20 protein-coding genes and 1 pseudogene are annotated in these 21351 nt (G+C 73.8%); 8 read left to right on the forward strand and 13 right to left on the reverse strand.

Annotation, left to right across the window (positions count from 1 at the left end; all coding sequences use genetic code 11):
* Window positions 1-45 precede the first annotated feature (45 nt).
* The 3 genes from ACH4K4_RS16250 to ACH4K4_RS16260 all read left to right on the forward strand — a co-directional run bounded on the left by ACH4K4_RS16250 (window position 46) and on the right by ACH4K4_RS16260 (window position 4274).
* Window positions 46-1353 carry a serine-threonine protein kinase gene (locus ACH4K4_RS16250; protein WP_398167819.1) on the forward strand — a complete coding sequence of 436 codons (1308 nt, stop codon included), beginning with the start codon at window positions 46-48 and terminating at the stop codon, window positions 1351-1353.
* 356 nt (window positions 1354-1709) lie between these two features.
* Window positions 1710-2327, forward strand: a complete 618-nt coding sequence (locus ACH4K4_RS16255) for a hypothetical protein (RefSeq protein WP_398167820.1) — start codon at window positions 1710-1712, stop codon at window positions 2325-2327.
* Between the two features lie 504 nt (window positions 2328-2831).
* Entirely contained in the window at window positions 2832-4274 is a 1443-nt protein-coding gene (locus ACH4K4_RS16260; protein ID WP_398167821.1) for an amidase, read from the forward strand.
* A 3-nt stretch (window positions 4275-4277) separates the two neighbouring features.
* On the opposite strand, the gene soxR is transcribed toward ACH4K4_RS16260, so the two are convergent.
* From soxR to ACH4K4_RS16280, 4 genes are all read right to left on the reverse strand, one after another.
* Complete coding sequence (gene soxR, locus ACH4K4_RS16265; protein ID WP_398167823.1) at window positions 4278-4772, reverse strand: redox-sensitive transcriptional activator SoxR; 495 nt, start codon at window positions 4770-4772, stop codon at window positions 4278-4280.
* A gap of 20 nt (window positions 4773-4792) precedes the next feature.
* Window positions 4793-5254 (reverse strand): MaoC family dehydratase, encoded by a 462-nt coding sequence (locus ACH4K4_RS16270; protein WP_398167824.1) that lies wholly within the window; start codon window positions 5252-5254, stop codon window positions 4793-4795.
* Window positions 5255-5364: 110 nt separating this feature from the next.
* A complete protein-coding gene (locus tag ACH4K4_RS16275; protein ID WP_398167826.1) occupies window positions 5365-5994 on the reverse strand; it encodes a TetR/AcrR family transcriptional regulator in 630 nt (209 codons plus the stop codon).
* A gap of 115 nt (window positions 5995-6109) precedes the next feature.
* Window positions 6110-7261: an acyl-CoA dehydrogenase family protein gene (locus tag ACH4K4_RS16280; protein WP_398167828.1), complete on the reverse strand. Its 1152-nt coding sequence runs from the start codon at window positions 7259-7261 to the stop codon at window positions 6110-6112.
* A 106-nt stretch (window positions 7262-7367) separates the two neighbouring features.
* On the opposite strand from ACH4K4_RS16280, the gene ACH4K4_RS16285 reads away from it, so the two are divergent.
* Both ACH4K4_RS16285 and ACH4K4_RS16290 read left to right on the forward strand, forming a co-directional pair.
* Entirely contained in the window at window positions 7368-8021 is a 654-nt protein-coding gene (locus ACH4K4_RS16285) for a TetR/AcrR family transcriptional regulator (protein ID WP_398167829.1), read from the forward strand.
* 90 nt (window positions 8022-8111) lie between these two features.
* Complete coding sequence (locus ACH4K4_RS16290) at window positions 8112-9089, forward strand: urea transporter (RefSeq protein ID WP_398167830.1); 978 nt, start codon at window positions 8112-8114, stop codon at window positions 9087-9089.
* A 26-nt stretch (window positions 9090-9115) separates the two neighbouring features.
* On the opposite strand, the gene ACH4K4_RS16295 is transcribed toward ACH4K4_RS16290, so the two are convergent.
* The 8 genes and pseudogenes from ACH4K4_RS16295 to ACH4K4_RS16330 form a co-directional block, all read right to left on the reverse strand.
* A complete protein-coding gene (locus ACH4K4_RS16295) occupies window positions 9116-9562 on the reverse strand; it encodes a hypothetical protein (protein WP_398167831.1) in 447 nt (148 codons plus the stop codon).
* A gap of 158 nt (window positions 9563-9720) precedes the next feature.
* Window positions 9721-10806 (reverse strand): Zn-dependent alcohol dehydrogenase, encoded by a 1086-nt coding sequence (locus tag ACH4K4_RS16300; RefSeq protein ID WP_398167832.1) that lies wholly within the window; start codon window positions 10804-10806, stop codon window positions 9721-9723.
* A 79-nt stretch (window positions 10807-10885) separates the two neighbouring features.
* The gene (locus ACH4K4_RS16305; RefSeq protein WP_398167834.1) at window positions 10886-12304 is read right to left on the reverse strand and encodes an aldehyde dehydrogenase family protein; all 1419 of its coding nucleotides are present in this window, start codon (window positions 12302-12304) and stop codon (window positions 10886-10888) included.
* A 113-nt stretch (window positions 12305-12417) separates the two neighbouring features.
* Complete coding sequence (locus ACH4K4_RS16310; protein WP_398168031.1) at window positions 12418-12648, reverse strand: hypothetical protein; 231 nt, start codon at window positions 12646-12648, stop codon at window positions 12418-12420.
* A gap of 81 nt (window positions 12649-12729) precedes the next feature.
* Window positions 12730-12951, reverse strand: a pseudogene (locus ACH4K4_RS16315) (NAD(P)-binding domain-containing protein); the annotation flags it as partial.
* A 39-nt stretch (window positions 12952-12990) separates the two neighbouring features.
* Window positions 12991-13761, reverse strand: a complete 771-nt coding sequence (locus ACH4K4_RS16320; RefSeq protein WP_398167835.1) for a class I SAM-dependent methyltransferase — start codon at window positions 13759-13761, stop codon at window positions 12991-12993.
* Window positions 13762-13792: 31 nt separating this feature from the next.
* Window positions 13793-15094 (reverse strand): MFS transporter, encoded by a 1302-nt coding sequence (locus ACH4K4_RS16325; protein ID WP_398167836.1) that lies wholly within the window; start codon window positions 15092-15094, stop codon window positions 13793-13795.
* Between the two features lie 3 nt (window positions 15095-15097).
* A complete protein-coding gene (locus tag ACH4K4_RS16330) occupies window positions 15098-16528 on the reverse strand; it encodes a CitMHS family transporter (RefSeq protein WP_398167837.1) in 1431 nt (476 codons plus the stop codon).
* Between the two features lie 257 nt (window positions 16529-16785).
* Between ACH4K4_RS16330 and hmgA the strand changes: the two genes are divergently transcribed.
* The 3 genes from hmgA (at window position 16786) to ACH4K4_RS16345 (ending at window position 19841) form a co-directional block, all read left to right on the forward strand.
* On the forward strand, window positions 16786-18111 hold the full coding sequence (gene hmgA / locus ACH4K4_RS16335) for a homogentisate 1,2-dioxygenase (protein WP_398167839.1): 1326 nt from the start codon (window positions 16786-16788) through the stop codon (window positions 18109-18111).
* Window positions 18112-18152: 41 nt separating this feature from the next.
* Entirely contained in the window at window positions 18153-18902 is a 750-nt protein-coding gene (locus ACH4K4_RS16340) for a GntR family transcriptional regulator (RefSeq protein ID WP_398167840.1), read from the forward strand.
* 69 nt (window positions 18903-18971) lie between these two features.
* Window positions 18972-19841, forward strand: coding sequence for a poly-gamma-glutamate hydrolase family protein (locus tag ACH4K4_RS16345; RefSeq protein WP_398167841.1), 870 nt, complete (start codon window positions 18972-18974; stop codon window positions 19839-19841).
* Between the two features lie 51 nt (window positions 19842-19892).
* On the opposite strand, the gene ACH4K4_RS16350 is transcribed toward ACH4K4_RS16345, so the two are convergent.
* Window positions 19893-21254 (reverse strand): MFS transporter, encoded by a 1362-nt coding sequence (locus tag ACH4K4_RS16350; protein ID WP_398167842.1) that lies wholly within the window; start codon window positions 21252-21254, stop codon window positions 19893-19895.
* Window positions 21255-21351: the final 97 nt, after the last annotated feature.

Here is a 21351-nt window from a genome sequence, read left to right on the forward strand (position 1 = left end):
GTCCGGCCCGGCAGCGTGGACCGGCGCGCCGCTCAAGGGGTCGTCATGACGGATACCGCGGGCAGCGCAGGCGCACGGGCGGGCGGAGGCATCGGTGTGGTGCCCTACTGGGAGCTGACGTTCGACGCCGACGGCGATCCGGACGCCGGGCAGCGCGACCGGCTGGTGGCCGGAGCGGCCCAGCAGCGCGTCACCGACCTGCTGGTCTTCGCGCACGGCTGGAACAACGACCGGTCGACGGCCACCCGCCTCTACGGCCGGTTCTTCGCGCCCTTCCCGGCCATGGTGGGCGCCGGGGTGCGGCTCGGTTACACCGGCGTGGTCTGGCCGGCGATGCGCTTCACGGACGAGCCGATCCCGGACTTCGACCCGGTGGCGGCGCCGGCGCCGGCCGGGCCGCCGCTGCTGGACGACGCGACGCTGGGCGCCTTGGCGCGGACGTTCCCCGGCCGGGAGCTGACGCTGCGCCGCATCCAGCAGTTGCTGGCCGAGCGGCCGGCGGCCCGTTCCGCGTTCGACGAGTACGCGCGGCTCGTACGGGAGCTGGTGTCGGTGCGCGAGAACAGCCCGGCGCAGCAGCTGGCCGAGGACGCGGGGACCGGCACGCCCGCGATGCTCACCGACGATCCGCTCGGGGTGTGCGAGATCTTCACGGCGGCGCTGGAGAAGACCGGGCAGCAGGAGCTGTTCGGCGACGGGCTGAAGCGGTTGTGGAACGGGGCCAAGGAGTTCCTGCGGCAGGGGGCCTATTACGCGACGAAGCGCCGCGCCGGTGTGGTGGGGCAGCTGGGGCTGGGGCCGGCGCTCGGGAAGCTGGTACGGAGCGCGCCGGGCATCCGCATCCATCTGATCGGGCACAGTTTCGGGGCCCGGCTGGTTTCTTACGCGCTGCGCGGCATGCCCGCCGGCGTGACCGGGGTGAAGTCCGTGACGCTGCTGCAAGGGGCCTTCTCGCACTACGCGTTCGCCGCCCGGCTCCCGCACGACCCGGATCACGGCGGGGCCCTGAAGGGTGTGCAGCAGCGGGTGGACGGCCCGGTGGTGTCCTGCTACTCGCGGCACGACTCGGCGCTCGGCATGCTGTACCCGCTGGCCTCCAAGCTGTCCGGTGACTCGGCGAGCTTCCTGGGCCTGTTCGACCGGTGGGGCGCGATCGGGCACGACGGCATCCAGGCCGTGGACGGCGCGCGCCGGATAAGCCTGGGCGCCGCGGTGCCCGGCACCGGCTGCGTGAGCCTCGACGCGGCCTCGGTGGTGCGCGACGGCCCGCCGCCCATCGGCGCGCACAGCGACGTCTGCCACCGGGAGCTGGCGCACGTCGTCCTCACGGCGGGGCGGGTGACCGCGCGGTAGGTGCGGGGCGGCCGCGCCGGCCACCCCGCTCGACCGCGTGCCACTCCTCGGTGTGGGCGCGGCGGGCCGCGTTTGCGTACAGGTCGGGACAGCGCCGGGCACGGAGGTGGCGTGGATCGCGCCGCCTTGGGCAACTGACAGGTGAACCTTAACTTTCCCAAATCCCCACAGATGTACGGTGGATGATGCACAGGAGGCGCGCTGGGCGCCGCGGGGGGCACCGGGAGCGAGTGGCGCGCCCGGTGCGGCGTGAGTGCCGCCACGACTCACTCGCAAGGCAGTTCGATGGATCCGGCGGGCCGCCCGCTACGTCCATTCCCTGTCCAGTCGGGTCCTCCCCACGGAGGTGGGATGAAATGGCCGGTTTCAGAGCTCTCGCAGAACAGGTGCGCAACCCGCGTCTCGTCGCCACACAGCGGCGCACGGCGTTGCGCAAATGCCTGGAGCGCTTCGCCCCGTACGGGCATCGCGCTACCTGGCACCATCTGTGCACCAGGGCGGGCATCGCGACCGAGGACCGCGAACCCGACCCGGCGCGGCTGATGGCCGCACTGGAGGAACTGGAGGAGGCCCGCGCCGTCTGGCTCGGGTACGAGAAGGAGTTCGCGGCCCGCAGGCGCCGTGAGAAGCACGACGGCATCCGGCAGCCCAGCGCGCTCGACGACTGGCACCGGCGCACCTGGGGCGGCTGCGACATCGTCCCGTGCGAAGCGCCGCACCGGCACCCGGCCGCGCCGCTTGCCGTGGTGCTGCGCGGGATGATCCGGGCGATGGAGGCGGGCGACCCGCGGTCCGGATGCCCGGTCTGCGGTACGGAGCGGTTCGTCTGGCGCACCGACCTGGAGCGCTACCCGGTGGCCGGCCCCGTGTGCCAGGAGTGCGGGATCGTGGCGCCGCTCTCGGTACTGAGCCGGGAGACGCTGGCCAAGGCCCGGCAGTCCTCCCGTGAGCGGCGGCTGTCCGTGGCGGCCTGAGCCGCGGGGCCTCCGGCGCCGAATGGTCCCGGTGGAATGGGCCGATGCCGCGGGGAAGGCGGTGACGGCCGCCGCCGGGACGTCCGCGCCGGCCGGGGCGCACGCTCCTGGGCGCACGTTCCGGGGCGTACTTCCGGAGGCAGGTGAACGAGGCGCGTTCGGTGCGGACGCGCCCGGCGCGCGCCGCGCGGCCGCTCCCCATCCGCTGGTCACCACCGCACACGTCTCCGCCCGTAACGCCCCGCGCACTCCGCAGTTCTGGTGTCTGTGGGTGATTCTGTGCACGAACGTCACGGCGGGCATCGGCATCCCCGCCTGCTTGAAGGGCCTGTTCGGCACGTACCAGGTGGGCGCGATCCACAGCCGGCTGCTCACCGCCCGGTCCACTGGCTCCGGGTGGGCCTGCCGTCGGGTACGGCCTTTACGAACTCGCCCTCAAGCTGAGACAACTCTTCACAGGATGAACCGGACCACCACCCACCGCACACGCGAAGGCGGACCCCTATGGCCGAGTTGCACGACCTGACCGCGCTGGAGCAGGCCGAGGGGGTGCGGACCGGCGAACTGTCCCCCGTCGACCTCACCGAGCACTACCTCGCCCGCGCCGAAGAGCTGGACGCCACACTCGGCGCCTACCTCACCCGTACGCCCGGGATCGCCCGCAAGCAGGCGTCCGCCGCCGAGGACGAGGCCGCCGCCGCCCGCCGCGAGGGCCGCGCGCTGCCGCCCCTGTACGGGGTGCCCGTACCGGTCAAGGACCTCAACCAGGTCGCCGGGGTGCGCTGCACGATGGGCTCCGAGACGCTGGCCTCGTACGTGCCCGAGGTGGACGACCACGTGGTCACCAGGCTGCGCCGGGCAGGCACGATTCTCCTCGGCAAGACCAACACCCCCGAATTCGGCCTCCCCTGCTACACGGAGAACCGCCTCGCGCCGCCGGCCCGCACGCCCTGGGACCTGGAGCGTTCGGCGGGCGGTTCGAGCGGCGGGGCCGCCGCCGCGGTGGCCGGCGGGCTGGCCCCCGTCGCGCACGGCAGCGACGGCGGCGGGTCCATCCGCATCCCCGCCTCGGTCTGCGGGCTGTACGGCATCAAACCCAGCCGCGGGCTGGTCAGCTCGGGCCCGCTGCTGCACGACGTGACGGGCCTGGGCACCTCGGGCCCGCTCGCCCGTACGGTCGCGGACGCCGCCGCGCTGCTGGACGTGCTGGCCGGCCCGATGCCCGGCGCCCCCTATGCGGCCCCCGCGCTGCCGCCCGGCGAGACCTACGCCTCGCACGCCCGGCGCGACCCCGGGCGCCTGCGCGTCGGCTACCTGACCGAGGTGCCGTTCCCCGGCATCACGGTGCACCAGGACTGCCGGGACGCCGTCACGCGGACGGCCGCGTTCCTCGCGGAACTGGGCCACGACGTGGACGAGTTGGCGCTGCCCGCCGACGACGGCATCCGGTACGCCTTCACCCGCGTCTGGTCGGTGATCGCCGCCAACCGCCCGGTGCCGCCGGCGGACGAGGCGAAGCTGATGCCGCTCACCCGCTACCTGCGCGAACGCGGCGCCGGCATCCCGGCCACCGAGTTCGCCCGCGCGCTGTACTCGTTCCGGATGCTGGGCCAGCTGGTCGCCGACGGCGTGATGCAGCCGGACGGCGGCTTCGACGTCGTCCTGACGCCGACGGTCGCGCAGCCGCCGCCGCTCGTGGGCGGGCTGCGCGACGACGCCGACCCGCAGGCCGAGTTCGCCGCCGTGGGGGCCTTCACCCCGTTCACGCCGCTCTACAACGCCACCGGCCAGCCCGCGGTCAGCGTGCCGCTGCACTGGAACGCGGCCGGTCTGCCGATCGGCGTCATGCTGGGCGGACGGTACGGCGAGGACGCGACCTTGATCGCACTCTCCGCCCAGCTGGAGCGGGCCCTGCCGTGGGCGCACCGCAAACCCGCGGTGTGGTGAGCCTCAGCCGTCCGTGCCGCGCGCGGCGGACGGCCCGCCGACCCGGTCCACGCGCAGCCGCCGCGCGCCCGCTCCCTGCTCGCCGAGCTTGTCGTACGGGTTGGACAGCGCGCAGGTCTGGAGGGAGAGGCAGCCGCAGCCGATGCAGTCGGTCAGCCGGTCGCGCAGTTCGACGAGCTGGCTGATGCGCTCGTCCAGCTCCGTGCGCCAGACCTCGGAGAGCCGGGCCCAGTCGTCCCGGTTGGGGGTGCGTTCGTCGGGCAGTTCGGCCAGCGCGTCACGGATCACCGCGAGCGGGATGCCGACCCGCTGGGCGGCGCGCACGAAGGCGACCCTGCGCAGTGCGTCGCGGGTGTAGCGGCGCTGGTTGCCCGCGGTCCTGGTGCTGCTGATCAGCCCCTTGGACTCGTAGAAGTGCAGGGCGGAGACCGCCGCGCCGCTCCGTGCGGAGAGCTGGCCGACCGTGAGTTCGTGGACCTTGAAAGGAAGCTGAGGCACAGCGCAACCCTATCCACCGGTCACAGGTAGAAGCGGCTGAGCGTCTGTGCCACACAGACCGGCTTGTCGCCGCCCTCGCGCTCGACGGTCACCGTCGTGGCGAGCTGCACCCCGCCGGACACCTCGGTCACCCCCGCGATCCGGGCCGTCGCCCGCAGCCGCGAGCCGACCGGGACGGTGGCGGGGAAGCGGACCTTGTCCACGCCGTAGTTGATGCCCATCTTGACGCCCTCGACCCGCATCAGCCGCGGCACGAGGGTGGGCAGCAGTGCCAGCGTCAGGTAGCCGTGCGCGATGGTGGTGCCGAACGGCCCGGTCGCGGCCCGCTCCGGGTCGACGTGGATCCACTGGTGGTCGCCGGTGGCGTCGGCGAACAGGTCGATCCGCCGCTGGTCGATCTCCAGCCAGTCGCTGGGGCCGAGGTCCTCGCCGACCGCCTTCCGCAGCTCGTCGAGCGAGCCGAACACCCGGGGCTCTGCCATGTGCGTGTGCCTCCTCAGTCTCCGCCGCCGCGGACCGCGACGTCCGCCGACTAAGCGCTTGCTCAGGATGCTCAGCGGGCCGCCCGCTGTCAATGCCGTCCGGTGCCCCGCTACGGCCGCCGCGCCCCCACCATGCGCAGGACGAGGTCGGCGTACAGGTCGCCCACTTCCTCGGGGGTGCGGGCGCCCTCGGCGGAGAACCAGCGGGCCACGTCCACGCACAGCGACAGCACCGCGAGGGTGGTGCCCGGCACGTCGCCGGCGGTGAACTCGCCCGCCTCCGCGCCGTCCCTGATGATGCCGCGCAGCGCGCGGTCGGTGCGCCGCCGCAGGTCGGCGACCACGGCGTAGTGCTCCTCGCTCAGCGCCTGGAGCTCGTACTGGATGACCCTGGCGGTGGTGTGGTGCCGCGCGTGCCAGCGCGCGAAGGTGCGGACCGCGGCGCCCAGCCGTTCGGTGGCGCTGCCGCCGGCGCCGGCCGCCGCTTCCATGATCCGCAGGGCCTTCTCGTGGCCGACGCCGCTGATCCGGTAGAGCAGCTCTTCCTTGGTCTTGTAGTGGATGTAGAGCGCGGCGGGGCTCATGCCGGCCCGGCCGGCGATGTCACGGGTGGTGGTGGCGTGGTAGCCGCGCTCGGCGAACGCCTGGACGGCGGCGCTGACCAGGCGGCGGGCCGCTTCCGGGGTCACGTCGGCCCAGTCCTCCGCCGGGCCGTCCGCCTGCTCCGCCTCCGTGACCATCGCGCACCCCGATCCTCGGTCCGCCGCGGGCCATCCGCGACGGACCGAACACCTTACCCCGCCGGTGAGCAAGCGCTTAGAGCCGCCGGGGCACGGCGTACCGGGCCGGGCCTCCTCAGAACGCCGAGACCCCGGTGAGCGCGCGGCCGATGACCAGTTTCTGGATCTGGCTGGTGCCCTCGTACAGCGTCATCACGCGGGCGTCGCGCAGCAGCTTGCCGACCGGGTACTCGTCGATGTAGCCGTAGCCGCCGAAGACCTGGAGCGCGTTGTTCGCGGCGCGCACGGCCGCCTCGGAGGCGAACAGCTTCGCCTTGGACGCCTCGGTGGCGAACGGCTCGCCGCGGTCGATCAGGTCGGCGACCCGCCAGGTCAGCAGGCGCGCGGCGTCCACGTCCACGGCGATGTCGGTGATCAGCTCCTGCACCAGTTGGTGGTGGGCGATGGTGCGGCCGAACTGCTCGCGCTCGCCGGCGTACCCGACGGCGGCGTCCAGCGCGGCCTGGGCGATGCCCACACAGCCGGCGGCAACCGACATGCGCCCCTTGGCCAGCGCCGACATGGCGATGGAGAAACCTTTCCCCTCGGGGCCCAGCAGCGCGTCGGCGGGCACCCGTACGTCCTCCAGCACCAGTTCGGCGGTGGCCTGCCCGCGCAGCCCCAGCTTGCCGTGTATCTCCCGGCGCTCCAGGCCGGGGGTGTCCGCGGGGACGAGGAAGGCGCTGACGCCCTTGTGGCCCGGCGCGTCACCGGTGCGCGCGAACAGCAGCACCACGTCGGCCCAGGTGCCGTTGGTGATGAACATCTTGGTGCCGTTGATGAGGTACGTACCGCCCTCCCGCACGGCGCGGGTGGTCAGATTGCCGGCGTCCGAGCCGGTGCCGGGCTCGGTGAGGCCGAAGCAGCCGACGGCCTCCCCCGAAGCCAGCCGGGGCAGCCAGCGCCGCTTCTGCTCCTCGCCGCCCCAGGCCGCGACGGTCTTGGCGACCAGGCCCAGCGACACGGAGACGATGCCGCGGACCGCGGAGTCGCCGCGGCCCAGCTCCTCGGTCACCAGCGCGTACGCGAGGTGGCCACCGCCGGAGCCGCCGTACTCCTCGGGGACGGTCAGGCCGAGGAAGCCGAGTTCGCCGAGCTTCTTCACGATGCCGGGGTCGACCCGCTCGGCGCGGTCCCAGGCGGCGGCGTGCGGGGTGATCTCGCGGTCGACGAAGTCCTTGGCGAGCTGCCGGACGGCAGTCTCTTCCTCGCTGAGCTCCAGGTTCATCAAGGCCCCTTGGGAAGGGTGACGGCAACCGGGCCGCCCGGAAGGGCCGGGCGACCAGTTAACTACCACTGCTAGTTTTGGGTCGGCGGCCTCTACTATGTGCGTCATGGCCCGACCCCGCAAGCCCCTCCTGAGCCGGGAGCGCATCGTCACCACGGCGCTCTCGCTCATCGACGCGGAGGGCCTGCCGGCCCTGTCCACCCGGCGGCTCGCCGCCGAACTGGGCGTCAGCGGGCCGTCCCTGTACAACCACTTCACGACCAAGGACGAGATCCTCGACGCGGTCGCCGACACGGTGATCGCCGAGGTCGACGTGTCCGCCCTCGCGACGGGCGCGGACTGGCGGACCGGCCTGCTGGCCTGGGCCCGCTCCTACCGCGCCGCGCTCGCCGCGCACCCGCACATCGTGCCCTTCCTCGCCCAGGGCCCCGGCCGCCGCCCGGCCGGGCTGAAGATGGCGGACGCGGCCTTCGGCGGCATGGTCGAGGCGGGCTGGCCGCCGGCCCAGGCGACCCGGATCTGCGCCATGGTGCGGTACTTCGTCGCGGGCTCCGCGCTGGGCTCCTTCGCGCGCGGCTTCGTCGACGACCCGAGCGCCTACGACCCGGCCGACTACCCCCACCTGGGCCAGGCGCACCTGCTGGCGGAGCACCAGCAGCGGGTGGACGAGGGGGCGTTCGAGACCGGCCTGGTGGCGCTGGTCGACGGGCTGGCGCTGCGCCACCCGGATCCCGCCGCGCCGCCCGCGGAACAGCTGTAAGGTACATCTGCCCGGGTGGTCCCGGCGCGGAGCGCGTACGGCCCGGCCCCCGCGGACCGGCGCGCCCCACCTTCACCTGGGGAGGACGACGTGCGGGACCCGATCGCCGCGGCACCGGACCGGAGCGCTCCCCGGGCCCTGGACCGCTGGGCCCGCCACCTCGTCCACGTACTGCGCGGCCAGGCCCAGGTCGACTTCGTGCCGAGCGCCGTCACGGGCGCGGTCTTCTCCCTCGCGCTCCTCGCGGCGGGCTGGCAGTACGCCCTGTACGGCCTCCTCGGCGCCGCGACGGGCACGGCCACGGCGCACCTGCTGGGCGTGGACCGCGAGCGGGTGACCGCGGGGCTCGAAGGCTTCAACGCCTGCCTCGTCGCCGTCGGTTCGGCGGTCTTCCTCGGCGCGGGGCACCCGTCCACCGTGCTGCTCGCGGCCGGGGGCAGCGTGGTGGTCACGGTCGTCACCGCCGCCGTCGCGCGCGTGCTCGACACCTGGCGGCTGCCGACGCTCACCCTCCCGTTCTGCCTGGTGGCGAGCGCCATGACGCTGGGCGCCCCGGGCTTCGGGCGCGTCTGGCACCAGGGCGGCGGCCCGGCGGCGCTGCCGCGCGCCGCCGGGCCGCCGTCCGGGCCGTCGTTCACCGACGTATGGCACGGGCTGTTCGCGAACGCCGCCCAGATCTTCTTCATGCCGCAGTGGTACGTCGGCGCGCTGTTCCTCGCCGGGATCTTCGCCGCGAGCCGGGCGGCCGGAGCGGCGGCGGTCCTGGGCAGCCTGACCGGCACCGCCACCGCGTGGGCGCTCGGCGCGCCGGCGGCGCAGCTCGCGTCCGGCGCGGCGGGCTACAACGCGGTGCTGGTCGCGATGGCGCTGTGCGGGGTGTTCCTGCCGGCCGGCCGTACGACCGCGGCGTACGCGGTCGTCGGCGCCGCGGCCGCGACGGCCCTGACACCGGCCCTGGCCGCGCTCACCGCCCCGTCCGGCGGGCACGCCTTCACCTGGCCGTTCGTCCTGACCACCCTCGTGTTCCTGGCGGCGGCCCCGGCGTTCCCCCGCCTGCGGGAGGCCTGACCAGCCGTCCGGCGGCGGTACGGCGATCAGGTGCCGGCCGCGCCCGGGTACCGCCGCAGCCCCACGTATTCGAGCGCAGCGAACACCGCGACCACCACCGCGCCGAACGCCAGGAACACGGCGCCGAAGGCGGTGAGCGGCAGCAGGCCGGAGAAGACGAGCAGCAGCATCGCCACGCAGGACAGGCCGTTGCCCACGACGACGGCGGCGGCCGGGCCCTTGGGGACGCGCGGGTAGCCGGCGATGAGGGCGAGGGCCGCGGCACCGCCCAGCATGGCGATGCCGAACGGGACCGACCAGGTGGTCGGCAGGCCGAGCGGCGCGCTGAGCGGCCTGCCGCCGGCCAGCATGACGACGCCGAAGGCGGCGGTGCTCCAGGCGTCGATCCGCAGGACCGTGCGCAGCAGGTCCGCCGCGCCCGTGCGGGCCGCCGGTGCCGGTCGGTGCGCGGTCGCGGTGCCGGTGGTGCTCATATGGGTCTCCTCGCTCCGTGGGCGGTCCCGGCGGGACCCGGCCGTTGCGGGAGACGATGCCGCCACCGGTGGCAGGGCTTCAATGACCTGCGAGGTCATGGCCCCGATGACCGGCGGCGGACGAGGCCGGACGAGCCGGCCGCCGCGGACCGCGCGCCTCAGAAGACGATCAGCGCCCGGCCTCCCCTGCCCTCCCGCATCGCCTGGAAGGCGGCGGGAATGCCGTCGAGGGCGATGCGTTCGGTGACCATGCCCGCCAGGTCGAGCGCCCCGCTGCGGACGTGTTCGGCGATGCGGGGCAGGTCCTTCGCGGGGTCGCTGTTGCCGTAGACGCAGCCCGACAGCGTACGGCCGAAGTAGAAGAGTTCCAGGGCGGAGAAGGCGACCTGCTGGTCCCGGCCGCCGATGCCGACGACCGTGGTGCGGCCGCCGCGCCGGGTGGACGACCACGCCGTACGGATGGTCTCCGCCCGGCCGACGCACTCGATCGCGACGTCCGCGCCGTATCCGCCGGTCAGTTCGCGTACGCGCTTCGCGGTGCCGTCGGAGGCGACGAGGAACTCGGTGGCGCCCGCCGCACGGGCCAGTTCCTCCTTGGCCGGGGACACGTCCACGGCCACGATCGTGCCGGCGCCCGCGATCCGCGCGGCCTGGAGGGTGGCCAGGCCCACGCCGCCCGCGCCGAACACCACCACCGACTCCCCCGCGCCGACCCGCGCGCTGTGGTGCACGGCGCCCCACCCGGTCAGCACCGCGCAGCCCAGCAGCGCCGCGTCGGTGAGCGGGACGCCGGCCGGCAGCGGCAGGGCCGCGTGGGCCGGGACGACCGTCTCCTCGGCGAAGGCGGCGGTGCCGAGGCCGGGGAACAGGTCGCTGCCGTCGGACGCCAGCCTGGCGTACGGGGTGGCCGCCGCGGCGGCGGAGCCCGCGCACAGCCAGGGCTCGTCCAGCCCGCAGAAGTGGCAGGTGCCGCAGGCGGGGGCCCAGTTCAGGACGACCTGGTCGCCCGGGGCGAGGGTGCCGACGCCCGCGCCGACGGCGGTGACGGTGCCCGCTCCCTCGTGGCCGAGGACGGCGGGCGCGGGCTGCCGCAGCGTCCCGTCGGACAGCGACAGGTCGGAGTGGCAGACGCCGGCCGCCGCGAGGCGGACGCGCACCTGCCCGGGCCCCGGGCCCGGCAGCTCGATCTCGGCGACCTCCAGTGGGGCGCCCACGGCGGTCAGTACGGCGGCGCGGGTGGTCATGGCGTACGTGGCTCCCTCTTCTCCCGGCCGGACACAGGGCCGGGTACGGGTACGGCGGCGGACGGTCGTGCGGCGGCTGTCAGAGCTGGAGGGACTTGGTCTGGAGGTATTCGCCCAGGCCGTGCGGGCCCAGCTCCCGGCCGAAGCCGGACTGCTTGTACCCGCCGAACGGCGCGAGCGGGTTGAAGCGCCCGCCGTTGATGTCCACCTGCCCGGTGTCCAGGCGGCGGGCGAAGGCGACCGCCTCGTCGGTACCGGCGGCCCAGACCGCGCCGGCCAGGCCGTACACGGTGCCGTTGGCGATCCGTACCGCCTCGTCCTCGTCCGCGTACGGCAGGACCGCGACGACCGGGCCGAAGATCTCCTCCTGCGCGATGGCCATGCCGGGCGTGACGTCCGCGAAGAGGGTCGGGCGGACGTAGTAGCCGCGCTCGCGGCCCTCGGGGGCGTCCGGTCCGCCCGCGACGAGGCGGGCGCCCTCCGCGACGCCGCGTTCGATGTAGCCGCGTACCCGGTCGCGCTGCGCGGCGCTGACGACCGGGCCGAGCCGGCTCGCGCCGTCCAGCGGGTCGCCCGGCACGTACTTGGCGATGGCCGCGGCGGCCAGTTCCAGCGCCTCGCCGTACCGGTCGGCGGGGACCAGCATCCGGGTCCAGGCGCTGCACGTCTGGCCGGAGTTGGCCATGACGTTGGCGATGCCGACGCCCACGGCCCTGCCCAGGTCGCCGCCGGGCAGCACCACGTTGGCGGACTTGCCGCCGAGTTCGAGGGCGCAGCGCTTGACGGCGCCTCCGGCGATGGCGCCGATCTTCCTGCCGACGGCGGTGGAGCCGGTGAAGGAGACCAGGTCCACGTCCGGGTGCCCGGCCAGCGCCTGGCCCGCGACCGGGCCCAGGCCGGTGACGAGGTTGAAGACGCCGGCCGGCAGGCCCGCCGCGGCCACGCACTCGGCGAAGAGCCGCGCGACCAGCGGGGTGTCCTCGGCGGGCTTGAGGACGACGGTGCAGCCCGCGGCGAGGGCCGGGGCCACCTTGGCGACGATCTGGTGGAGGGGGTAGTTCCAGGGGGTGATCGCGCCGACGACGCCGACCGGTTCGTGCAGCACGGTGGAGTTGCCGATCTTCTCCTCGAACGCGTACGTGGCGGCCAGTTCGGCGTACGAGCCGGCCACCGCGACCGGGACGCCGGCGTGCACCGCCTTGCTGAAGGCCAGCGGCGCGCCCAGCTCGGCGGTGACCGTGGCGGCGATCTCCTCGGCGCGGGCGGCGAGTTGGTCGCGCAGCGCGGCCAGCCGGGCGGCGCGCTCGGCGGGCGCGGTGCGGGCCCAGGCGGGCAGGGCGGCGCGGGCGGCCCGCACCGCCGCGTCCACGTCCCGGTCCGTCCCGGCGGGCACGGTGGCGATGACCCGTTCGTCGGCCGGGTTGACGACGTCGATGGTGTCCGGGCCCGCGGCGGGCCGCCAGCTTCCGTCGATGTACATGGTGTCGTGCTGCTTCACGTCGTCGCCCTCCCACGCCGGCTGCTGTTCCGTGAGCCCCGAAGGTACCCGCGGAACCCAAACCGGCGGCGGTTGTTTCAAGCCGCCGGCCCCCGGCCCCGCGGGGGCCGCGGTCACACGGCCGGCGCGCGCCTCGTCTCCGTGGTCCGGACGAACTCCGCTCCGCCGTGACCGGCGGCCATCCCCTCGGCGATGGCCGGGAAGATCTCCACGATCACCCCGAGGTGGCCCATGAGGTCCTTGGCGGTGACCCCCTCCGCCCCGGCCAGGGTGAAGGCGTGCGCGAGGCCCGCCATGCCGGAGTGGAAGAAGCTGAGCATCGCCAGGTCGTAGACCGCCGAGATGCCGTGGTCGGCGCCGAGGTAGGGCGCCCGGCCGCCCGGTGTCCCGAGGGTCTCCTCGTAGGTGTCGAAGGCCCGCCGGGAGCGTTCCGGGGTGTTGTCGGAGGTGAGGTTGACCAGGACCCGTCCGGCCAGGCCGGCGCCGACCGGCTCCAGGATGCGGTGGGCCACCTCGTGGTCCAGGACGCAGACGACGATCAGCGGGCTCGCGGCGACCGCTTCGGCGACGCTGCCGGCCCGTACCGCGCCGGCGGCGACCAGTGCGTCGGCCTTGGCCGCCGAGCGGTTCCACACGGTGGTGGGGTGGCCGGCCTTTTCGGGCCCGGACGGAAGCGGGACCGGGGGTCAGCAGCGGGCCGTCAGCAAGGGCTGGAAGTAGCCGTCGGCCTCCGGCTCGTGCCATGCCAGGCGTTCGAACCCGGCGGCCGTGACGAAGGCGGTGACCTGTTCCCTGGTCAGGGCCCAGGAGGTGGCGCGCCGGCTGCGTACCTCCCAGGTGCCGCCGCGCGGCAGCAGCTGGATGAGGTCGAAGTCGTAGTGTTCGCCGTCGTCGTGCCACTCCCACAGCTGCAACGTGACGGCCCGGCCGCCGTCGGGGGTGCGGGCGACGCGGGGCGGCAGGACTTCCGGATGCTCGCGGCGGGCTGCCTCGTAGGCGCGCATGCCCAGCAGGAGCTGGCCGCCGGGGCGCAGCACCCGCCGCATGGAGCCGAGGGCCGCGCGGACGTCCTCGGGGGTGGTGAGGAGTGCCAGGGAGTTGTCGGCGCACACCACCGCGTCGAACCGGGCGTCGGGGAAGGGGAGCCGGCGCATGTCGGCGGCGGCCACCGGCAGGCGCAGGCCGCGGGCGGCCGCTTCGGCCGCCGCGCGGGCCGCCGCGACCGGGCTCAGATCCGTCCCGGTGACGGCGTGGCCGGCCGCCGCCAGGCCGATCGCCTGTGTGCCGATGCCGCAGGCGCAGTCCAGCAGGGTGTGCGACCGGTCGCCGAGCGCGGCGCGTACGTACGCGTCGAGGGCGCGCCCCTGCTGGGCCACGGCGGCGGACCAGTCCGGGTACAACAGATCGTAGGTGGGCGCGAGTTGGTTGAAGAACCGTTCTAATGGCGGGTCGGGCATGGGGTCACGATAGTGCGGCGGGTACCGGCCTTCACCGGGTAGCGCGTGTTCCGTCGCCGGGGGCCGGCAGCGGGGGTTCGGGGGTGTCTTCCGGGTCGTCGCCGGTTCTCTTGGGGTGCGGCGGGCCGGGCTGCCGGCTCCTCGGGCGGGCGGCGGTGGCCGCGGAGACCAGGAGCAGGACGCCGAGCATCGCGAACGGGGCCGCGGTGCCGGCCATCCCGGCCAGCAGACCCGCGGTGGCGGGGGCCGCGACCTGGCCGAGGCGGTTGCCGGTCAGGCGCAGGGCCAGTGCGGTGCTGCGGGCCGCTTCGGGGGCGGCCTGGACGACCGTGGACATGGACAGCGGCTGGCCGGCACCGAGGCAGAAGCCGAGCGCGGCGAGCATCACCGCCATGGCCCAGACGGGCGCGGGCAGGGTCAGTCCGGCGCAGAGCAGGCCCGCCAGCGCGCAGCTGCCGGCCATCAGGGCGGTGCGTCCGATCAGGCGGATCACGGGCGTCATGACGAGCCGGCAGGCGACCGTGGCCGCCGCGCGCAGGCTGAGCAGCAGGCCGACGGTGGCGGGCGTGACGCCGCGGGCCTCGCCGATGACGGGGAGGTAGGCGGTGAGGATGTCGGTGGCGGAGAGCACCGCCAGGCTCATGAAGATCCCGGCCGCGACGCCCCGGGTGCGCAGGATGCCGCGTACGGAGGGCGGGGGCGCCGCCGGTTGCGTACGGCTCCGGCGGGCCGCGCGCCCGGCGCCTGCGGGAGCCGGGCCGTGTTCCAGGCGCCACAGCGACCCGTACGAGAGGGCGGCGAGGGCCGCGGAGACCAGGAGGGCGGTGGCGCTGGTGGCGGCCGTCGCGCCGTCGTGCCCGGAGACGACCAGCCCGGCGGCGGCCGGGCCGACGAGCTGGCCGAGGGAGGCGCCGATGGTGAAGTGGCCGAAGTTGCGGTCGCGTTCGTCGGGGGCGCTGCGGCGCGCGACGATGGACTGGGCGCCGATGACGAAGCACAGGTGGCCCAGGCCCATCACCCCGCTCCAGGCGGCCATCTCCGGCAGGGAACCGGCCGCCCCGCTCAGCGCGCAGCCGCCGGTGATCAGGGCGACGCCCACGACGAGCAGGGGCGCGCAGCGGCCGTGGTCGGTGCGACGGCCGAGCGGCACGGCCACCAGCAGCGGCAGCAGCGCGTACACCGCCGTGATCACGCCGACCGCCCGTTCGTCGGCGCCCAGCGCCAGCGCCCGGTAGGAGACGGCGGGCCGCGCCATGCTCACCGCCGACTGGGCGAAGGCGAAGGTGATCACCAGGCGCAGCAGCCAGCCCCGGCCGGGCGTCGCGGCGTCCACGGGTCAGATGATCCCGTACAGCAGTCCGGCGGCGAGGACGACCAGGGAGGTCAGCACCGCCCATTTCACGGTGAACCTGGTGTGGTCGCCGAACTCCACCTTCGCCATGCCGACCAGGACGTAGACGGCGGGGACCAGCGGGCTGGACATGTGCAGGGCCTGGCCGACGAGCGAGGCGCGGGCGATCTCCAGGGCGCCGACGCCGTGCGCGGCGCCCGCTTCGGCCAGGATCGGGACGATGCCGAAGTAGAAGCCGTCGTTGGACATGAAGTACGTCAGCGGGATGCTCAGCACGCCGGTGACGATGCCCATGTGGGGCCCGAGCGCGTCCGGTATGCCGTCGACGAGCCAGCGGGCCATGTGCTCGACCATGCCGGTGCCGGTGAGGACGCCGGTGAAGACCGCGGCGGCGAAGACCATGCCGGAGACGTTCAGGACGTTCTCGGCGTGTGCGGCGATCCGGGCCTTCTGGTCCCTCATCTGCGGGAAGTTGACGGTGAGCGCGGTGGCGGCGCCGAGCAGGAAGAGCACCGGTATGGGCAGCGTCTGGAGGACGAGGAGGACCAGCAGCGCGACGGTGAGCGCGGCGTTGAACCAGTAGAGCTTGGGGCGCAGGGTGGCGCGGTGCGGGTCCAGGCCCTGGAGGTCGTCGGCGTCGGCCGCGGAGTCGGTGGTGGCCGCGGGGCCGGTCGCGGAGCCGGAGCCGGTGCCCGTGCCGGTCGGACCGGTGCCGGTCTTCGTACCGCCGGTGGGCGCCGTACCGCTGCCGCCGCCCGCCGTGGCGAGCACCGGCTCGGCCGCGGCCTCGTCGAGCGTGAGCAGGCCGAGCCGCTTGCGCTCCCGCCGCCCCAGGACGTACGCGAGCAGGAAGACCGCGACCAGGCCCGTGGCCAGCGCCGGGACCATGGGGACGAAGATGTCGCCGGCGTCCAGCTTGAGCGCGGTGGCGGCGCGGGCGGTCGGGCCGCCCCACGGGACGGTGTTCATCACGCCGTTGGCGGTGGCGGCGACGCCGGTCATGACCACCAGGCTCATCTTCAGGCGGCGGTAGAGCGGGTAGAGCGCGGAGACCGTGATCATGAAGGTGGTGGAGCCGTCGCCGTCGAGCGAGACGATCGCGGCGAGCAGCGCGGTACCGACCACGACCCGGACCGGGTCCGCCTTGCAGAACCGCAGGATGGCCCGGACGACCGGGTCGAAGAGCCCTACGTCGATCATCACCCCGAAGTAGATGATGGCGAACATCAGCATCGCGGCGGTCGGCGCCAGGTCGCCCACGCCCTTGAGGACGTACTCGCCCAGGTGGGCCCCCTTGCCCACCAGGACGCAGAACAGCGCCGGAATCAGGATGAGCGCTGCCATCGGTGACATCTTCTTCAACATGATCAGCACCAGGAAGGTGGCGATCATGCCGAATCCGAGGATTGTCAGCATGCGGGTACCTCACGTTCGCCCTTGAACACCACCGGAACGGCGGTCGAGGCGACGCTAGGTGGCCGAAACTTTCGTTAACAAGGTCTTGACGCGCGAGCAATACGAGCAAAACACGAGGCCATGAGCGCGGCGCGGGGCGTCTTCGGGGGCGGCGCGGCCGGTGGCGGGGTGGCCGAGAGTCTCCGTTGACGGGCCGGGCCCGCAATCCTAAGGTCCTCCATAGGATTGCTGGATCCCCTGAGCGGCGGGAGCGCGCGATGACTGGCACGGGCAACGAGCGGGCGAGAAAGACGGCCGAGGGGCTCGCGTACTCCTCGGGCTTCGGCAACGAACACAGCTCCGAGGCGGTCACCGGCGCCCTGCCGGTGGGCCGCAACTCCCCGCAGCGCGCCCCCCTGGGCCTGTACGCGGAGCAGCTGAGCGGCAGCGCCTTCACCGAGCCGCGTGCCCACAACCGCCGTACCTGGCTCTACCGCATCCGCCCGTCCGCCGCGCACCCGGCGTTCGTACGGGCGGACAACGGCGCGGTACGCGGCGCGCCGTTCACCGAGACCGCCCCCGACCCCAACCGCCTGCGCTGGAACCCGCTGCCCGCACCCGAAGGCCCCACCGACTTCCTGGCCGGGCTGTGGACGCTGGGCGGCAACGGCGACGCCACCCAGCGCGCGGGCATGGCGATCCACCTCTACCACGCCAACTCCTCCATGGAGCGGCGGGTGTTCAGCGACGCGGACGGCGAGCTGCTGATCGTGCCCGAGCAGGGCGGCCTGCTGATCCGCACCGAGCTGGGCCTGCTGCGCGCCGAACCCGGCCATGTAGCGCTGGTCCCGCGCGGCGTCCGCTTCCGCGTCGAACTGCTCGACGCCACCGCCCGCGGCTACGTCTGCGAGAACTACGGGCAGCCCTTCCAGCTCCCCGACCTCGGCCCGATCGGCGCCAACGGCCTGGCCAACGCGCGGGACTTCCTCGCGCCGGCCGCCGCGTACGAGGACGAGGAGGGCCCCTTCGAGGTCGTCAACAAGTTCTGCGGCAACCTCTGGAAGGCGACGTACGACCACTCGCCGCTGGACGTCGTGGCCTGGCACGGCAACCACGTCCCGTACGTCTACGACCTGCGCCGTTTCAACGTCATCGGCTCGATCAGCTACGACCACCCGGACCCCTCGGTCTTCACCGTCCTCACCTCGCCGTCCGACACCCCCGGCCTGGCGGGCGTGGACTTCGTGGTCTTCGCGCCGCGCTGGCTGGTCGGCGAGGACACCTTCCGGCCGCCCTACTTCCACCGGAACGTGATGAGCGAGTACATGGGGCTGATCGAGGGCGCCTACGACGCGAAGGCGGAGGGCTTCGTCCCCGGCGGCGGCTCGCTGCACAACATGATGTCCGCGCACGGCCCCGACCGGGAGACCTTCGACCGGGCGAGCGCGGCCGAGCTGAAGCCGCAGAAGATCGACGACGGGCTGGCGTTCATGTTCGAGACCCGCTGGCCGGTCACCCTCACCGGGCAGGCCGCGGGCGCCGACCACCTGCAGGGCGGCTACGACCGGGTGTGGGAAGGTCTTGAGCGCCACTTCCGTTCCTAAGTGCCTGCGCCCGGGCCCCGGCCTCTGATACGGAGTCGTCCGTGACCACCTTCGCCCCCGACTCGCTCGACCTGAACCGCAAGCTGCCGCTGTGGTACCAGGTCTCGCAGTCGCTGCGCGCGTCCATACTCGGCCGCTCCCCCGGTGCCCCGCTGCGCCTGCCGACCGAGGACGCGCTCGCCGCCCACTACGGCGTCAGCGTGCTGACCATGCGCCAGGCGCTCAAGGAACTGGAGACGGAGGGGCTGATCAGCCGGCACCGCAGGCGCGGCACGTTCATCGAGCCGAGCGCCCGGCGCGGCGCGCCCGTGCGGCTGCTCGGTTCGGTGGACGCGATCGTGGCCCAGCAGTCCGGTATGCGCACCGAACTGCTGGGCCACGGCCCGGCCGCCGTGCCGTCCGAACTGGCGGAGTTCTTCCCCGGCGTGGCGGAGGTGGCCACGTACCGCAGGCTGCGCAGCGACGAGAAGACCGGCGAGCCGACGAACCACGCGGAGAACTTCGTGCACCCGGACGTGGCCGCCCGCGTCGACCTCGCGGACCTCACGCGCTGGCCGATGACGAAGGTGCTGCGGGACGCGGTGGGCGTCTCCATCAGCCGGATCACCGACACGGTCGAGGCGCGGCTGGCCGACCCGGCGACCGCCAGGCTGCTCCAGGTGCCGCTGCTCAGCCCGATCCTGCACTACACGGGCATCACGTACGACCAGGAAGGCCGGGTGGTGGACGTCGCCCGCATCCACTACCGGGGCGACCGCTTCTCCTTCACGGTGACGCTGGACGCGCACTGATCCGGCCCCGGCGCGCGGTGGTCCACCCCGGTGTGAGGGCCGGCGGTGCGGCAGGTGAAGATGTGCGCCATGTCACCCATCAACCGTCGTACGGTCCTCACCGCCGCGCTCGGCGCGGCAGCCATCAGCAGCACCCCTCTGGTGACGGGCATGGGGGCCACCCTGGCCCATGCCACATCCGAGGGGGACGTGTACGACACCAACACGGATCTGTACAAGAAGCTCTCCGGTCAGGAGGGCATCCAGTTCGCGCGCCGCTACAGACGGCATGAACTGCTCGACAACGAGCGGGGGGAGAGACACCCGTACCACCGCACGACGATCATGGCGCTGCACGGCGGCGGCATCGAGAAGGGCACCTCCGAACTGTGCCTGGGCATAGCGGGCTACCGGCCCGACACCCTGGCGGCGCTCTTCCCGGGCGAGCCGGTGTACGACTACTGGATGTTCGAGGGACTGCGGCTGCCCAGCATGAACCTGGGGTCCAACCGCGATCTGCACGTCACCGCGAAGCACTGCGACGACCATGTCGCGATCTCCATGGCGGCCTCCAGCCTCAACGTCCTGGGCCTGCACGGCTGCACCGCTGAGCAGGCCGGTGTACGCAGCGGCCAGGACCCCAGGGTGGTCGTGGTCGGCGGCCTGAACGCCGCTTTCAAGAAGCTGCTGCACGAGGAGCTGGGCAAGCACTTCAAGACGGTGGACGGCGACGACTTCCCGGACCTGGCCGGAGTCAACCCCGCCAACCCCTGCAACCGCACCATGCTCGGCAAGGGCGGCCAGCTGGAACTCAGTACCGAACTGCGCGCGTCCTTCTTCGACGAGGACACGATGGACGGACGTCCCGGCAGCACCAACGAGGAGTTCAAGAAGTTCGCCGGCGCGTGCCGCAAGGCGATCGCCCGCCTGGAGACCCGCTCGGACCAGGTCATCCTCTGAACGCCGCGGGCGGTGCCGGTGCGCCGGCCCGCCCGCTCTCAGGACATTCCCTCAGATCCGCTCCAGGCTGCGTCCCGTACTGCGCGGCCCCAGCAGGGCCACGTCCAGGCACAGCAGCACCATCAGCACCGCCGAACCGGTGAAGACGGCGCCGGGCCCCAGGCCGTCCAGCACGGCCAGCGCGACGAACGGCAGCACCACCGAGGTGAGCCGGGACAGCGAGTACGCGATGCCGATCGCGCTGCTGCGCAGGCCGGTCGGGAAGATCTCGGTCTGGTAGACGTGGAACGCGTTGGAGAAGACGTTGCTGCACACGGTCAGCGCGAAGCCGGCGCCCACGATCAGCCACCCCGCGCCGGCGAAGCCGAAGGCCAGGCCGCACACCGCCATGCCCAGCGCGGCGGCGATGATCAGCGTCTTGCGCTCGATCCGGTCGATGAGCGGTACGGACAGCGCCGAGCCGAGCGGGTAGCCGCAGAAGCTCAGGGCCGCGTAGCCCAGCGACGCGGTGACGGTGTGGCCCTTGGCGGTCAGCACGACCGGCGCCAGCGCCCCGAAGCCGTAGTAGCCGACGGTCTGGAGGACCTGGAAGATCCACCACATGACGGTGCGCCGCCCCTGGTCGCCGCGGAACATCGCGCCCAGCGGGACACGGCGCTGCGGCACCTCCACCGCCACCGCGACCGACGGCAGCGTCTCGCCGGTCTCGCGCGCGACGCGCTCCTCGATGTCCGCGACGATGCGCTCGGCCTCCTCCTCGCGGCCGTGTACGACGAGCCAGCGCGGCGACTCGGGCAGCCGGGCGCGCATGAGCTGGATGAACGCCGCGCCCAGCGCGCCCGCCACCAGCAGCCAGCGCCACCCCTCGACGCCGAACAGCTCGCGGGTGGCCACCAGGCGCGCGCCGACGAAGGCGGCCACCGGCACGCCGAGGAAGCCGAAGGTGTAGGCCCAGGCGATGTAGCGGCCGCGCACCGCGCGCGGCAGGAACTCGGCGAGGTAGGTGTCCACCAGGACCAGTTCGGCGCCGAGGCCGAGCCCGGCCAGGAAGCGCAGCGCGATCAGCCACTCGGCGTTCGGCGCGAAGGCGCACAGCAGCGAACACAGGGAGTACGCGCCCAGGTTGACCAGGAACATCCGGCGCCGTCCGAAGCGGTCGGCGAGCACGGACAGCACGTTGGCGCCCGCGAACATGCCGAGGAACCCGGCGGCGATCACCCACGACTTGGCGGTGTGGTCCAGGTGCCAGCGCTCGGCGAGCACCGCGGCCAGCACGCCGCCGAGGAAGATCTCGTAGAGGTCGAAGAAGGCGCCGATGCCGACGGTGAAGGTGAGGCGGCGGTGCCAGCGCGACGGCGGCAGCCGGTCCAGCCGGGCCCCCGCCCGCGCCCCGGCGAGCTGCGTGACGGTCATGGCGCTCCTCCCGGCGGACGTCGGCGGCACGGGCCTGCGGGCGTACGGCCAGGACCGTACCCGGCGTTGATCACTCGCAAAAGACCGCCTACGGGCG

The organism is Streptomyces sp. NPDC017529 (assembly GCF_044329785.1).
GTDB lineage: Bacteria > Actinomycetota > Actinomycetes > Streptomycetales > Streptomycetaceae > Streptomyces.